Source organism: Flavobacterium sp. HBTb2-11-1 (assembly GCF_009826975.1).
Taxonomy (GTDB): domain Bacteria; phylum Bacteroidota; class Bacteroidia; order Flavobacteriales; family Flavobacteriaceae; genus Flavobacterium.
Genome location: NZ_WUMO01000004.1, coordinates 466,084 through 478,632 on the forward strand (window position 1 = coordinate 466,084; position 12,549 = coordinate 478,632).

Consider the following 12,549-nt stretch of genomic DNA (forward strand, 5'->3'; position numbering starts at 1 on the left):
TGTTATTTATAGATTTAGTTTTTGAATTAATAATTTACCATTTATAATTCACAATTAACTAAAACATTCCATTTTCATTAATAGAATCTTTTGGTACAGGTTGCCCGAGATCCCAGAGTTCGACGATTTTATCATCCTTAAACTTTAAAATATGAACTACTGCAAAACCAATATCTTCAGAATTCTGCTTTAGGTGAGAATGTACAGCAACGAATTTATCGTCTTCTAAAATATGGTGGATTTTGAAAACTTTGTTTGGATTTGTTCTGGCAGACTCTTCCATAGCAAGCATTAATGTCTCTGCATCGCCTTTGAAGTGGGGATTATGATGTTTGAAATTTTTTCCGACATATAACCGAAAACCTTCATGAGAATGTCCTTTGGCTGCCAGTTTCAGGAAGTTTTTAGCGATTTCTTTCTTAGTCATGATTCAGAATTTAAAAGTAAACTAAGATATGAAATTAAGCGCTACAAATTTTGCAGAAAAGAATGGAATAATTATAAAATTAAACTTCTTCCGATTTGATTTTACTAAGATCTATGCCCAATTTATCAAACTCTTTTTCTCCTAATTCAGTAATGTAAAAGTGTTTGTCTGAAGCCTCATTTTTGGCAATCCATTTTTTGTCTGCAAATGTTTCAAAAAGCAGTTCGCCAAGTTTGCCTCCAATATGGCTGTAGCATTTTTTAGCCGGTTTTATAGTGTTTTGAGTTTTCATTTTTCTTTAGATTTTCTTTTGTGAAGTAATTTTAGAAGCCAGATAAGCCATTGGAAGATAAGCTAAAACCAAATCTACAACGCTGAACCAAATTGGAGATGGAAGTGTGAAAACCATTGTGATGCCGCCAAATAAAAAGAAAGCTCCGATAATAAAAGCCAGTTTTGTTTTGTGCGAAGCTGCAGATATGGCAGTTGTGAGCGCGCCGGCAAAAGTTCCGATGGCGTGAGCTAAAAAAGGAAATAGAAAATGCTTTGGCCCAAATAAGTGCATGGTAGCCTGCAGACCTTCTGTAGTGGTAACATCGGCACCATTTGGGGGCGGAATAATAGAACCGCTTATTAAAATGATACTCATATTGACAATGCTTCCGATAACGAGACCTGCTATTACGGCCAAAGTATTTCTTAAAATAGGGTTCATAATTTTCGTTTTTTATTGTAACGAATGTATGAAATTTATCCTTTTGTTAAATTATTAATTGAAAGATTGCCTAAACTCAATTGGAGAGATATTAGTCTTTGTTTTAAACAATTTGCTAAAAGATTGCTGATGTTCAAAACCTAATTCAAAAGCAATTTCGCTAACAGATAAATCAGTAGTAGAGAGTTTTTCTTTAGCTTTTTCAATCAGCTTATTATGAATATGCTGCTGGGTGCTTTGCCCGGTATGATGTTTGAGTAAGGCACTTAAATAATTTGGCGAAACGTTCAAGTTTTCGGCAATATAATGCACTGTTGGAAGTCCTTTTTTAGTTAAAGAATCGTTGTTGAAATAGTCTTCGAGTAATTTTTCCAGTCGTGCCAGAATCTGATGATCGCTTATTTTTCGAGTAATAAACTGGCGGTTATAAAAACGCTCAGAATAGGTCAGTAGCAATTCAATTTGAGCGATAATAACATCTTGACTAAATTTATCTATATTGGATTGGTATTCCTGCTGAATATTTTGAATGATTTCAATTATCAGTTTTTCTTCTTTATCAGAAAGATGAAGCGCTTCGTGAACTGCGTATCCAAAATATTCATATTGTTTGATTTTCTGCGCAAGCGGCGTATTCCATAAAAAATCAGGATGGATCAATAATGACCATCCTGTATGCTGCATTTCGGCATTTCCTTCTATAGAAAAAACCTGTCCTGGCGAAATAAAAAGTAAAACACCTTCTTTGAAATCATATTCCTGCTGCCCGTAACGCATTTTGGCATTTGCATTTCGTTTCAGTGCAATCGAATAAAAATCGAGCATCAGGCTTTTTGGCTCATCTTCATTCAAATATTTTAAATCTTCAAAATTATAGACGCTCACCAAAGGATGCTCAGGTTTTGGCAAATTTCTAAATTCATGAAATTCGCTGATACTTTTTATTCGGACCGGTTGTAGATTTGCCATAGTCTAAAGTACTTAATTTTGGTTATAAATCGAAGCAAATTCTATGGCATAACCTGACAGTTTGGTTTTTCCTAAAACTGAAGGACGATTTTGATAATAATCTGCGCCCAATGTATCGTTGTAAAGCGCTGCGTACATTTCTACCAAACCTTGCGCAATTTTTGGCTGCATTCCAACAGAAATTAACTCCTTTAAGGTTTCCTCATCGCTAATTAGCTTCCATTCTAAATTCGGTTTGCCTATTGCTTCACCCAAAATTCTTGCCGTCTCATGACCAGAAAGTTCTTCACTCGCCACATAACGGATTTTTTTCCCGTCAAGCGGAGTGGTGATCTCTTCTGCTATAGCTTCTGCAATGTCATTTGGAGAAACCCATGGAATCAACGAATCGGCTCCATAATTTGCTGAAATAAATCCCTGATTTTTTATGGCTGGAATGTATGCCAGCAAATTGTAGTAAAATGAGGTCGGACGCATAAAAGTAATCGCAACATCTGAAAGCTGATTTAAGAAAGCTTCGATTTCATTATAGCGCTGAATGATTCCGGATTTTTCTTTTAAATGTGCGCCAATACTGCTTAAGAAAACAACGCGTTTTACGCCAGAAAGCCTAATGGCTTCTGCATAATTATTTCCGATTTTTCTGGTATAGGCGTCCAAATCAAGATTCGGATCAAAATAATTTGCACGTGGAATCATGCAATAAACGGCATCTGCTCCAGTAAAGGTTTGAGTTAAAAAACTTAAATCTTCTACAGAACCAATTGCAGCTGATGCGCCTAGTTTTTCAATTTCTTCTTGTCTGTCATTACTGCTTGTGATTACCGTAACAGTATTTCCCTTTTGTACTAATGCCTCTGTTAGTGGCTTGCTGATGTTCCCTAAAGAACCTGTAATTATAATTTTCATAATACTATTATTTTAATGATACAAAGTTGGGCATCCTTAACGAAATAGATTTAGCCAAATCTATGATAGATGTAGCCTAAAATAATAGTAGTATCCGTTTGGTAAAACTACTTTTAACATATAGAAACATAGCCTTTAGGTGATTAATTAAGGCGTTTCACTTCAAATATTACGCATAGCACTATGTGTTAGCTTGCTTTTTCTTTAATCTTAAGCAGAAGCAATAAAGAGCTATGTTTCTATCTGTTTAAATTAATTTTTGTTCCATTTCACCCAACAGGGTAACGGGTAATAGTATTATGAAAATGTGATTTTATCTTTCAGATAATTTTCTTTCTGTTTCTAGCTGAGGTTTTCCAGTAGCATTTGGCTGTCCTTTACCGGTTTCAATTAGTTTTTTTAAACTATTTTCAATGTAATTGGTCCAGCCTGCTTTACAGACATCAAAACATTCGTATTCTGGAACCAGACCAACATGGGTAAAAGTGAGTTTTGTTGTATTGTTTTCTTTCGAAATATCAAAAACGGCTGTAGTATTAGTCCATTCGGTATCGTCTTTGGTGAAACTGAAATAATTTTCCTCAATCAGCCAAACCATTTTCTGATTTGGAATGACTTCTACCAATTTTATTTTACAACGGTGAACGTCTTCATAATGGTATTTGAATTCGTCACCTTCGTTTGCTGTTTTTCCTTCAATTTCTTCCGACCACCAGCCTTTAACGTTTTGTATGGCTTTAAAAACTTCTTCGGGTGATTGATTGACAATTATTGTTGTGGTAAAATCTTGAGAGCTCATAATTGATTGATTTTAAAATAGTAACGTAAAATTACAATCTAAAAATCAATTGCTTGAGGTGTTTAGAAGACAATTTTGAGGTGCTTTTCGGACAGGTATAGATTTTAGAATTTAGATTTTAGAATTTAGATTTTAGAATTTAGATTTTAGAATTTAGATTTTAGAATTTAGATTTTAGAATTTAGATTTTAGAATTTAGATTTTAGATTGGAATTTAGATTGGAATTTAGATTGGAATTTAGATTGGAATTTAGAATTTGGATTTTGGAATTTAAAATTTAGATTTTTAAATTATTGCTTTAATTTTTTCTGGAATTCTATTAATCAGTTCAAAATGCTGTGCCATTACATTTTCAAGTTCTAATGTTCCGCCGAGAATGATCATTTCTTTGTGCGTAAAACGTTTTCCAAGTCTATCCTCAAGCATAATTTTTTCCATGCTTTGTGCTATTTCAATTTCATTCAAAAAATCATTAGGATGACCAGCGGTGCAAATTACAAGTCCGTACGGAATGGTTTTCATTTTTCTTGAAGTTTCATTTTGTCCGTACGCATATCCAACAGAATAAACACGATCAAACCAGCCTTTTAATTTTGCAGGACAATCGCTCCACCAAACTGGATACAGGAAAATAATACAATCTGCATTTTCTATTTTTTCCTGTTCTGCTAAAACATCTGCTGGAATCGGAAGCTGTGTTTTGGCAAACCCTTCACGCTCGTATTCTGTTTCAGACATATCGCTGACAAAATTTAATGCATATAAATCTGAGATTTCTACATTCCAGTTTTCATTCCCCAATGCTAATTTTAATCTTTCCAAAACCTGAAAAGTGTACGATTTTTTGCTTGGATGCGCGTAAACGATTAGAATATTCATTTTTGATTTTTTAGATTTCAAATTATTTAAAAACCACAACCGATTTGTACGAAAATACAAATTAAATCAAAACAAAATTAATCTTCAGAAAATTCTAAAATATCTCCAGGCTGACAGTCTAAAACTTTACAGATGGCTTCGAGCGTACTGAAACGAATTGCTTTCGCTTTACCCGTTTTTAAGATAGAAAGATTGGATAATGTCAAATCTACTTTTTCTGAAAGTTCATTTAATGACATTTTTCTTTTTGCCATCATGACGTCTAAATTTACTATAATGGGCATAATTTTTTGTTTATATGGTTAAATCAATTTCAGATTGGATTTCGATTCCTCTTTTAAAAATCTGTCCTACAACAAATATTATAATGGCCATAAAGATCCAAATACTATGGCCTTCAAGATTGAGAGATTCTAGCGAAGGAAGTTTTACACCTTTAATAATTAGCCAATTGTTGAATTTGAAAGCCCAAAAAGAAAACAACCCAATTCCGAAAGCCAAGTATGAAAGGTAAGATATAAACCGCCCCATCTCAGCAGTAAAAGGCTGTTCGATATTTAATTTTTTGTCGTGAAGCATTTTTACAATCAGATAAAACATAATCGCTTTTAAGATCGCAACAATGCTAATAAAACATATTTCTTGAATGTAAAAACTTGGACTGAAATTGTACAGGTCTAGTAAATCAAGAAAACGGGCATTATAAGAATTTATAGTCATAGTGTAAATTCCATTAAAAAGATACATACCGGCTTCAACACATAAGCCAATAAAAATAATCCATGATAAGATGTTCAGGATTTTTAGAATCTGTGGTGTTCCAATTTTAAGTTCCATGCTATTCAAGATTAAAAGTTATGCTGCTAAAATAATAAAAATTTATTGATAAACAATAAATAAATAGTTTTTATCAAAAAAAAAGCTTCAGCAATGAAGTCTGCTGAAGCTTTATATTTGTATGTTGAAATTCTGTAGCTTATTATTATGGATTGTCAATTATCCATTTTCCTTTTTCTTTTGCAATATCGATTACTTTCTGGCCATGTTCGGTCATTAAATTCTGCTGAATCATACGTTCGGCTCTTTCGATGTTCGGTTTGCTCCATTTACTGGTTTTTGGATTTCGGGGAGAGAAAGTGAGGTAATAGCTTTCTCCGTCTCGTTTTTTGCAGAGGCTGTCAATCCATCCAAAACAAAGCGCTTCTTCAGTAGCTTCGATTAAATTTACACTTTGTGTTTTACTTTTTTTGTGATACAAGATTAACCAAACCGATTTTTCTATTTGGCTATTTTCTTCAAGCCAATTTCGCCAATCTTGTCTAGTTGGAGCATAAACAGCCAATTTTCCGTCTTTAGTTTCCATCCTTTTTAGTTTTACTTCGTAAAGGTAAAATGACCTTGTGACAACTGCATGTCAGTAATAAAATTAAAAATAAAGTTTTGAAAAATAATACGTTATGTGTTTCAGTTTACTGCTGAATCTGTTTTCTTAAATCTAAGTTGAGATTGTATTGCTCTTCAATAGGGATAATTTTTCTTTGTACTTTATTTATATCACTTCCTTCTTCTGACCATAAAAATGGATAAAAATTGAAAACCTGATCGCCTTGTAAAGCAATCACTTCTTTTTTCCAATCTTCCCATCGGCTACCTTCGTAATATTTGTCTAGGTCATTATTAAAACAGAATTCTAAAAATTGCGAATAAGTAATATCAAGAGGCTCGAATTCTAAATTATCTGGAGCAAAATAATATATTTTTCCAAGATCTGCTCCAAATGCACCTCCATTTAGCAAATAAAAGCCACCTAAGGCATCGTCGGCAATTAAAAGATGTGAAGGCGTTTCTCCAAATTCTTTAAAAGATTTTCCTTTGTTCCAATCGGGAAGACTGCGGTTTAGTTTTGTGCTTCCAGAACCTAATATTCTGATCCAGCCGTTATCGATTAAAATTCCGCCAGTTTTATACACAATTGCACCCATGGGCGAGCTGGTTGTTACTTGCGTATGATACAAAGCGTCTTTTGCTTTTTGAGGATCTGCGGGAAGAATTTCAACTTTGTTTTTAGCAGAAGCGGTCCATTCTTTTATTAATTTCCATCCAGAATCATTTTGATCGATAAGTTCGTTTATAGGTCGCATTTTTGTTTGTGAAAAAGTTGTTATAGTTAAAAATGTAAAGGCGAGTAGGGGTAAAAGTTTCATTAGGTTTTTTGGGTTAATATGGTTTAGTCATTATTCGAATTAGAACTCCTTTACGTTTTACAATGTTTTTGTAATCCCATTGAATTTCTTTGCTTTTCTCGAGCCAGCGCTCCAGATCTTCTTCATTTATCTGGCTTGCGTTTGTATATCGCATTTCGGCGGCTTTAAATGAACCTTCATTTTGAAGTTTTTCTTCATCAAAAGATTGTCCACTCCAGAAAAGCAACCGAACCGAATCTTTTAATTTGCTATAACCTACAATAGGATTTCCGTCTAGAAACCAGACAGGATGTGCATGCCAGATTTTGTTTTCGGCTTCGGCTAAGTTTTTATGAATAATTGCATAAAGAAAATCGCAGATTTCTTTATTTTCTGCTGTCTGAGAATCATTGTATTCTTGAACCGTCATATCTTCAGCCTTTAAGTTATTGTATCTCTTTTGTTAGTTCAAATAAAATATAAGTTCCATTGCTTGATTGTCCTCTCGATTTTTCTACAAATCCTTTTCTGAGGTAAAAATTAATTGCTTTGGTATTGCTTACAAGGCATTTAAGCGTAATTGGAAATGCTGTTTTCTGTATTGTGGCTTTTAATAATTGGGTGCCAATGTTTTTTCCTTGGTATGCATTATCAACGTAAAGATGGTGGATAAAATTGTTAGGCATCCAAATCGAAATAAACCCGACGGGAATATCATCTATAAGTGCACTCAGAATATATTCTCCCTGAGTTTGTTTGTCAAAATCTTCAAGTTTAAATTCTGATGTGTCTTGCTCTGTAAATGTTCGTTGTCGCTCTTTTAAGAAAATGGTTCTTAAAAGCGGTAAATTGACATTTTTTGCTTCTTCTACAACTACCATTTTCGAATTTACATTTAGTGTTCGTAAGTGTAGGCAAGGTAAATAAAAAAATCCGACTTGTTTATGCAAATCGGATTTTGATGTGTTTTATGGCTGAAGCTTTTTCATGAATTCATTCGAAGCCAGTTCCAAAGCTTTATAATAATTTCCTTTTTTAAGTTCGGGAACAGAATAAGTGCTTATTATGTTTTGCGTGTCTTCTGTACTTAATTTGTATTTTATAAAATCGACACTTATAACCTGAATTTGTCTTAATTTTTTACTTAAGATTATTAAAAGAGTAGGGTCTAATCGCGGGTCTTTTGATAGAAATTTATCCAGTTCCAAAGTATATTCTTCCAAGGATTGGAATGGCGCGTAAGATGGAGTTGTAATAACGACAATTTTATAAAGATATTTTTTTTCGAAACCGTTTAGCGTAGAATTCAAAGACTGAAGTTCGGCTGGTGCCAGTATTTTTTCGAAGTCGTTGACACAGTCTGTAGATCCTGAAAAAGAGTTTTTTAACTGAGAAGCAAAATCAGTGTCATTTTTTGTTTGGGCAGATAAAAGAACTGAAGATAACAGTACGAGCGTATAGAATAATTTTTTCATTCTGTGGCAGATTAGATTTGGTGCAGCAAAAGTAGCACATTCTTTATTTTAAACAGATGAAAAATAGAATAGTTTTGGTTTTAAGTTTAAAAAATATTGTGTCTTATAAATAAAATCCGATCTGTTTTTCGCAAATCGGATTTTAAAGTTTTTTATCGCAATAAAGGCAGCAAATGATCCCATTTTAATTCTTTAGCAAAATCTAAAGCAGTTTTGCCTGTTGCGGTTTTAGCATTTTTATCTGCACCAGATTCCAATAAAACTTCAACAGAAGTCTGATTTCCAGCAATAGTTTCACGATGCAGAAAAGTATATCCTAATTCGTCTTGGCTTGATACTTCTTCAGGATTATTGGTAACGAATTCAATAAGACTTTCTTTCATGTTCTTGCTCATTGGGTGTTCGATCAGATTTTCGGGTTTTTCTTTTTGCTCATTTACAATCAGAATATCATTAAAATCACCAAAATCAAGTCCCCAAGCTTCATCATGAGATTCTCTTTCATCGTCGCCCATCTCAGAACGCATTGCTTGAATTGTAAATGCCCCATAAGTTTGGCCATTAATAGCAAACAGCCAGTCACTGATTTGATTGACCGGAATTGCAATTTCATCTCCGTTATTTACATTCGTCAATTCGTTCGGATCGTTTACTAATACTCCGTATATAGTTTCACCGTCAAAGTTTACATCGTTAATCCACATGTGCTCAACGACAGTTTCGTTGTCTATTTCTTGTGTAAAAGCCAATTTCACGCACGCAACGTCTAATCCAGGTACTATTCTTCTGTATTCCCAAGAAAGTTCTCTCCAGAAATATTTAAAAGTTTCCTGAGCTTTTTTGTAAGCTTCAATCATTTTTGGGTTTTCCCCGTCGGCGTAGAATATTTTTGTTTCTTCCATTATATATAATTTTAAATGATTCCTATAGAATTGAATAGTTTTAACGATAAAAAAACCGATTTGTTTCTGCAAATCGGTTTTTATCATAAGAAATAAATTTTAAAAATTCACATCGTCAGCAATATTTCCGCCCTGCTCTGCAGCAAATTTTGCGGCATATTCTTTTTGTTTTTGCTGCTGATAATCATGAAATTCTGTAATATCAGCTGAATTCCAGTTTTGGTTTTGTTCAGTCATCCATTGCATTGCTACAGATTGGAAATCGGCAAGATTAATTCCAAAATTTTCCAAAATCCATTGCGCACCATCGATTCCGTATTCGTATGCAGCTTGTCTTGCTCCAGCCAATTCTTCGTAGAAATAACGATCGCTTTTTATTCTTTCTAAATTGGCAGCGCCTTCTTCAGAAATTTCAGCTTTTAGGTTTTCCAGTTGAGGTACAGTTACATTTTCAGCATAATATTGTCCGAATAAAGTAGTAACGGTAAACGAAGTATCTTCGCCCATACGCTGTGGCCAGATTGTATTTAATTCTTCCCAAACCGCTGGTTCAAATCCCATGGCTTTGCAAACTTCTAAATAATCGATTCCTGCACTGATTTTAAGGCACATTGCCGTATAAGTTCTTAAATCAACACCGTGTACTGGCTCTAAAAACGGATTATTATCATCTGCTTTTACAAATCCAGAAGTTTGAACTCCTGTATATTTTAATGAATTTGCATGCTCAAAACGAATCATTTGGTCAGAATCACAATTGTTCCATTCTGTATAAACCGTTCTTCTGTAATTAAAATAAATGTTCTGAATATCTTTTTCGTCAAGGTTTTCTCCGCTTGCGCGCTCATCTGCAATCCATGCTTCAGCTCTTTCAGCTACTTCATTATCAAAATCTTCAACAGTATAATGTGTTCCGTGCAAAGTTTCTGGATCGTATTCTACTTCTTGATAATTGTCTTCATAATTATTTTCATAATTGTCATTTGACGTCTGAGTCTCGTAATTCTGGTTTTCTTGTTTGTCTCCTGTTAGAGCTCCAAAAAGTTTTTTAAACATTTTTAAATTTTTTAAGGATTAATAAATTATAGGTATTGCAATTGATTTTGATACATTTTTTCGTTGTGCTCCTTTAAATCTGGTGTGATTTTATTCAACTCGTCATACATTGCTCTTAAATATTCCTGATGAAGTTTTGGAGCATTTTTAATGGCAAATTGTCTTTGTTCTTCCAAATCGTCCATTTTTAACTGAACTTCGTGAAGCACTTTTTTATCTTTTTCATGAATAATGCTCAAACTTAATTCATGTCGCTGATGATACAAATCACGTTCTTTGTCTTTTTCGGCTTCATAAGCTTCATACAGATGCGCTGTTCGCTGCTCAGCGAGATTTCTTGCAATATTCTGAAGGTTTCTGCCAAGTGTGCTTGGTGCAAAGGTGTTTTGGGTCTGGCAATACGGACATGTAATATAGGTTTCGATTAAAAATATTTTCTCAATCACGATATTTCCACCACATTGCGTGCAGTTGAATTTGTTTTTAATGGCTTCGTATTCGTCTAATATTTTTTGATATTCGGTTTCGAGATCGCGTTCTTGAGTTTTGTCGATCTGTTTTCTCCAATAGTCATATTTATTTTCAAATTCGTTGTAACGATCAGAACAAGCGCTTCTAAAATCGGAAAGCAAATCGTGATGTTTGCTCAAAACTGAAATTTGCGAATTGAGATTATAATAAACGTCGTGTACTTTTTCTTCATAAACATCTCTCGCTTTTTCTCTAATGTTATTTAACTGGCCATTTACACCCGAATATACTCTGTGAAAAGTTCTTTTATAAATATCATCATCGCTTTGCATAATTTCTTTAAGCTCTGGAATTGCTGCTGTGGCAAATTCTTCCATTTTAGCTTCTAGTTTTTCTAAAAAGGCAAACCATCTTTGTTGATTTTCTTGAAGTTCTGAATACCATTCTGGAGTAGATTCTCCATTTTGACTGTCTTTTGATTTTTTGAATAATCCGAACACGCTATCTGATTTTTAAATTGAATTATCTTCTTTTTTGATATAAACTCCATCGGTAAGTTTTATGTTTAAAAACTCAAATCCGCAATAGGCACAATGCGTCAGTCCATCTTGTTTGGCTCTTCCAGCACCACAATTAGGACAGTCTTTGGCATTTATTTTGGCTTCTGTAATCTCCATTTCGTCTCCATAATTGGTTTGTTTTTGAGCATTTTCTTTAAGTCTGTTCAAAAACGAATTGACTTTTTTCTCTTCCATTACAATTGGCTTAATAATTCTGATTTTTTAGTTTTAAATTCATCTTCATCAATTAAACCAGCATCAAACAATGATTTTAATTTTTGAAGTTTGGAGGTTAAATCGTCTGTAGTTTCCTGTTTTGGAGTTTCTCTATTCTGCTGTAGCTGATTTAAAAGAATTCCCATGCTCAAAGCATTTTGAGTTGCATCGTGCAAAGCAGTTCCTTTATCGCCAATAGCTGCAGCGGTATTGAATTTGGTAAATTTATCCATATCGGTTACCATATTCATATTGGTGATTTTATCGTAATGTGCTGTTACTTCTTCTGGTAAGGTTACGCTTGTAATGACAAACTGAGTGAGTTCGATTCCTAACTGCTCAAAATAAGGTTTAAGATAAGGTTCTATTTTTTTGCCTAATTGTGTAATGTTTCCCGCCACATCTGTAACCGTTATATTTTCATTGGCTAAAACTTCTCCGAATTTTGGAGCAACAAAATCTCTCAGTTGGTTTTGAAGTTCAAAAATGGTAAGTTGCTCATAAGTTCCTGCATATTGGCGAAAGAATTTAGCAGCATCAGAAATTTTAAGATCGAAACTCCCGAAAGCACGAACCCTAATTTGACCAAATTGAGGATCATTTAATAGGATAGGAGCAGGAGTTCCCCATTTATTATTAATGAATTGATGTGTATTGAAAAAATAGATATCGGCTTTAAAAGGACTTTCGAATCCGTATTTCCAGCCTTTTAATTTACTTAGAATTGGAATGTTTTCTGTAGATAAAGTATGAAGTCCCGGAGAAAAAACGTCAGCAAGTTGTCCTTCATTTAAAAGCATTGCATGCTGGCTTTCGCGAACGGTTAGCTTTGCGCCATTTTTGATTTCTTTATCTTCATCGGGAAACTTCCACATTAATAAGTTAGGATCGCTTGTCGTGGCTTCGATAATTTCTATAAAAGGTAATTTCATCACTTGTCTTATTTAAAAAGAATAAAAATAATGATTTAGATAGTGTGACAAAATT

The 12,549-nt window shown here is 33.7% G+C and carries 19 protein-coding genes; all 19 read right to left on the minus strand.

Features of this window, described 5'->3' with window-relative positions:
* Positions 1 to 58: 58 nt before the first annotated feature.
* Positions 59 to 427, minus strand: coding sequence for an ester cyclase (locus GR162_RS11430; protein ID WP_160782255.1), 369 nt, complete (start codon positions 425 to 427; stop codon positions 59 to 61).
* Between the two features lie 79 nt (positions 428 to 506).
* On the minus strand, positions 507 to 719 hold the full coding sequence (locus GR162_RS11435; RefSeq protein ID WP_160782256.1) for an ArsR family transcriptional regulator: 213 nt from the start codon (positions 717 to 719) through the stop codon (positions 507 to 509).
* 6 nt (positions 720 to 725) lie between these two features.
* The gene (locus tag GR162_RS11440; RefSeq protein WP_160782257.1) at positions 726 to 1,142 is read right to left on the minus strand and encodes a hypothetical protein; all 417 of its coding nucleotides are present in this window, start codon (positions 1,140 to 1,142) and stop codon (positions 726 to 728) included.
* A 54-nt stretch (positions 1,143 to 1,196) separates the two neighbouring features.
* On the minus strand, positions 1,197 to 2,111 hold the full coding sequence (locus tag GR162_RS11445; protein ID WP_160782258.1) for an AraC family transcriptional regulator: 915 nt from the start codon (positions 2,109 to 2,111) through the stop codon (positions 1,197 to 1,199).
* A gap of 12 nt (positions 2,112 to 2,123) precedes the next feature.
* On the minus strand, positions 2,124 to 3,020 hold the full coding sequence (locus GR162_RS11450; RefSeq protein WP_160782259.1) for an NmrA family NAD(P)-binding protein: 897 nt from the start codon (positions 3,018 to 3,020) through the stop codon (positions 2,124 to 2,126).
* A 313-nt stretch (positions 3,021 to 3,333) separates the two neighbouring features.
* Positions 3,334 to 3,819 (minus strand): SRPBCC domain-containing protein, encoded by a 486-nt coding sequence (locus tag GR162_RS11455; protein ID WP_160782260.1) that lies wholly within the window; start codon positions 3,817 to 3,819, stop codon positions 3,334 to 3,336.
* A 286-nt stretch (positions 3,820 to 4,105) separates the two neighbouring features.
* Positions 4,106 to 4,699 carry an NAD(P)H-dependent oxidoreductase gene (locus tag GR162_RS11460; RefSeq protein WP_160782261.1) on the minus strand — a complete coding sequence of 198 codons (594 nt, stop codon included), beginning with the start codon at positions 4,697 to 4,699 and terminating at the stop codon, positions 4,106 to 4,108.
* 77 nt (positions 4,700 to 4,776) lie between these two features.
* Positions 4,777 to 4,983, minus strand: coding sequence for a helix-turn-helix transcriptional regulator (locus GR162_RS11465; protein ID WP_008468622.1), 207 nt, complete (start codon positions 4,981 to 4,983; stop codon positions 4,777 to 4,779).
* 10 nt (positions 4,984 to 4,993) lie between these two features.
* Complete coding sequence (locus GR162_RS11470; RefSeq protein ID WP_008468624.1) at positions 4,994 to 5,536, minus strand: DUF2975 domain-containing protein; 543 nt, start codon at positions 5,534 to 5,536, stop codon at positions 4,994 to 4,996.
* 145 nt (positions 5,537 to 5,681) lie between these two features.
* A complete protein-coding gene (locus GR162_RS11475) occupies positions 5,682 to 6,062 on the minus strand; it encodes a YdeI family protein (RefSeq protein ID WP_008468626.1) in 381 nt (126 codons plus the stop codon).
* Between the two features lie 106 nt (positions 6,063 to 6,168).
* Positions 6,169 to 6,840, minus strand: coding sequence for a DUF2625 domain-containing protein (locus GR162_RS11480; RefSeq protein WP_160782262.1), 672 nt, complete (start codon positions 6,838 to 6,840; stop codon positions 6,169 to 6,171).
* A 76-nt stretch (positions 6,841 to 6,916) separates the two neighbouring features.
* Positions 6,917 to 7,312, minus strand: coding sequence for a DUF1801 domain-containing protein (locus GR162_RS11485; RefSeq protein WP_066034018.1), 396 nt, complete (start codon positions 7,310 to 7,312; stop codon positions 6,917 to 6,919).
* Positions 7,313 to 7,328: 16 nt separating this feature from the next.
* Positions 7,329 to 7,763 (minus strand): GNAT family N-acetyltransferase, encoded by a 435-nt coding sequence (locus tag GR162_RS11490; protein ID WP_160782263.1) that lies wholly within the window; start codon positions 7,761 to 7,763, stop codon positions 7,329 to 7,331.
* Between the two features lie 87 nt (positions 7,764 to 7,850).
* The gene (locus GR162_RS11495) at positions 7,851 to 8,357 is read right to left on the minus strand and encodes a YgcG family protein (protein WP_008468635.1); all 507 of its coding nucleotides are present in this window, start codon (positions 8,355 to 8,357) and stop codon (positions 7,851 to 7,853) included.
* Positions 8,358 to 8,509: 152 nt separating this feature from the next.
* On the minus strand, positions 8,510 to 9,259 hold the full coding sequence (locus GR162_RS11500) for a DUF2314 domain-containing protein (protein WP_160782264.1): 750 nt from the start codon (positions 9,257 to 9,259) through the stop codon (positions 8,510 to 8,512).
* A 99-nt stretch (positions 9,260 to 9,358) separates the two neighbouring features.
* Positions 9,359 to 10,315: a DUF6620 family protein gene (locus GR162_RS11505; protein WP_091133169.1), complete on the minus strand. Its 957-nt coding sequence runs from the start codon at positions 10,313 to 10,315 to the stop codon at positions 9,359 to 9,361.
* A 26-nt stretch (positions 10,316 to 10,341) separates the two neighbouring features.
* Positions 10,342 to 11,286 (minus strand): hypothetical protein, encoded by a 945-nt coding sequence (locus GR162_RS11510; protein ID WP_160782265.1) that lies wholly within the window; start codon positions 11,284 to 11,286, stop codon positions 10,342 to 10,344.
* A 12-nt stretch (positions 11,287 to 11,298) separates the two neighbouring features.
* Entirely contained in the window at positions 11,299 to 11,541 is a 243-nt protein-coding gene (locus GR162_RS11515) for a hypothetical protein (protein ID WP_160782266.1), read from the minus strand.
* A complete protein-coding gene (locus GR162_RS11520; protein WP_160782267.1) occupies positions 11,541 to 12,494 on the minus strand; it encodes an SPFH domain-containing protein in 954 nt (317 codons plus the stop codon). Before GR162_RS11520 ends, GR162_RS11515 begins: the two co-directional genes overlap by 1 nt.
* Positions 12,495 to 12,549: the final 55 nt, after the last annotated feature.

Excerpts from the sequence above, each read along its gene's own strand:
- GR162_RS11430 (WP_160782255.1), bottom strand. The coding sequence starts at position 427 with ATGACTAAGAAAGAAATCGCTAAAAACTTCCTGAAACTGGCAGCCAAA.
- GR162_RS11435 (WP_160782256.1), bottom strand. The coding sequence starts at position 719 with ATGAAAACTCAAAACACTATAAAACCGGCTAAAAAATGCTACAGCCAT.
- GR162_RS11440 (WP_160782257.1), bottom strand. The coding sequence starts at position 1,142 with ATGAACCCTATTTTAAGAAATACTTTGGCCGTAATAGCAGGTCTCGTT.
- GR162_RS11445 (WP_160782258.1), bottom strand. The coding sequence starts at position 2,111 with ATGGCAAATCTACAACCGGTCCGAATAAAAAGTATCAGCGAATTTCAT.
- GR162_RS11450 (WP_160782259.1), bottom strand. The coding sequence starts at position 3,020 with ATGAAAATTATAATTACAGGTTCTTTAGGGAACATCAGCAAGCCACTA.
- GR162_RS11455 (WP_160782260.1), bottom strand. The coding sequence starts at position 3,819 with ATGAGCTCTCAAGATTTTACCACAACAATAATTGTCAATCAATCACCC.
- GR162_RS11460 (WP_160782261.1), bottom strand. The coding sequence starts at position 4,699 with ATGAATATTCTAATCGTTTACGCGCATCCAAGCAAAAAATCGTACACT.
- GR162_RS11465 (WP_008468622.1), bottom strand. The coding sequence starts at position 4,983 with ATGCCCATTATAGTAAATTTAGACGTCATGATGGCAAAAAGAAAAATG.
- GR162_RS11470 (WP_008468624.1), bottom strand. The coding sequence starts at position 5,536 with ATGGAACTTAAAATTGGAACACCACAGATTCTAAAAATCCTGAACATC.
- GR162_RS11475 (WP_008468626.1), bottom strand. The coding sequence starts at position 6,062 with ATGGAAACTAAAGACGGAAAATTGGCTGTTTATGCTCCAACTAGACAA.
- GR162_RS11480 (WP_160782262.1), bottom strand. The coding sequence starts at position 6,840 with ATGCGACCTATAAACGAACTTATCGATCAAAATGATTCTGGATGGAAA.
- GR162_RS11485 (WP_066034018.1), bottom strand. The coding sequence starts at position 7,312 with ATGACGGTTCAAGAATACAATGATTCTCAGACAGCAGAAAATAAAGAA.
- GR162_RS11490 (WP_160782263.1), bottom strand. The coding sequence starts at position 7,763 with ATGGTAGTTGTAGAAGAAGCAAAAAATGTCAATTTACCGCTTTTAAGA.
- GR162_RS11495 (WP_008468635.1), bottom strand. The coding sequence starts at position 8,357 with ATGAAAAAATTATTCTATACGCTCGTACTGTTATCTTCAGTTCTTTTA.
- GR162_RS11500 (WP_160782264.1), bottom strand. The coding sequence starts at position 9,259 with ATGGAAGAAACAAAAATATTCTACGCCGACGGGGAAAACCCAAAAATG.
- GR162_RS11505 (WP_091133169.1), bottom strand. The coding sequence starts at position 10,315 with ATGTTTAAAAAACTTTTTGGAGCTCTAACAGGAGACAAACAAGAAAAC.
- GR162_RS11515 (WP_160782266.1), bottom strand. The coding sequence starts at position 11,541 with ATGGAAGAGAAAAAAGTCAATTCGTTTTTGAACAGACTTAAAGAAAAT.
- GR162_RS11520 (WP_160782267.1), bottom strand. The coding sequence starts at position 12,494 with ATGAAATTACCTTTTATAGAAATTATCGAAGCCACGACAAGCGATCCT.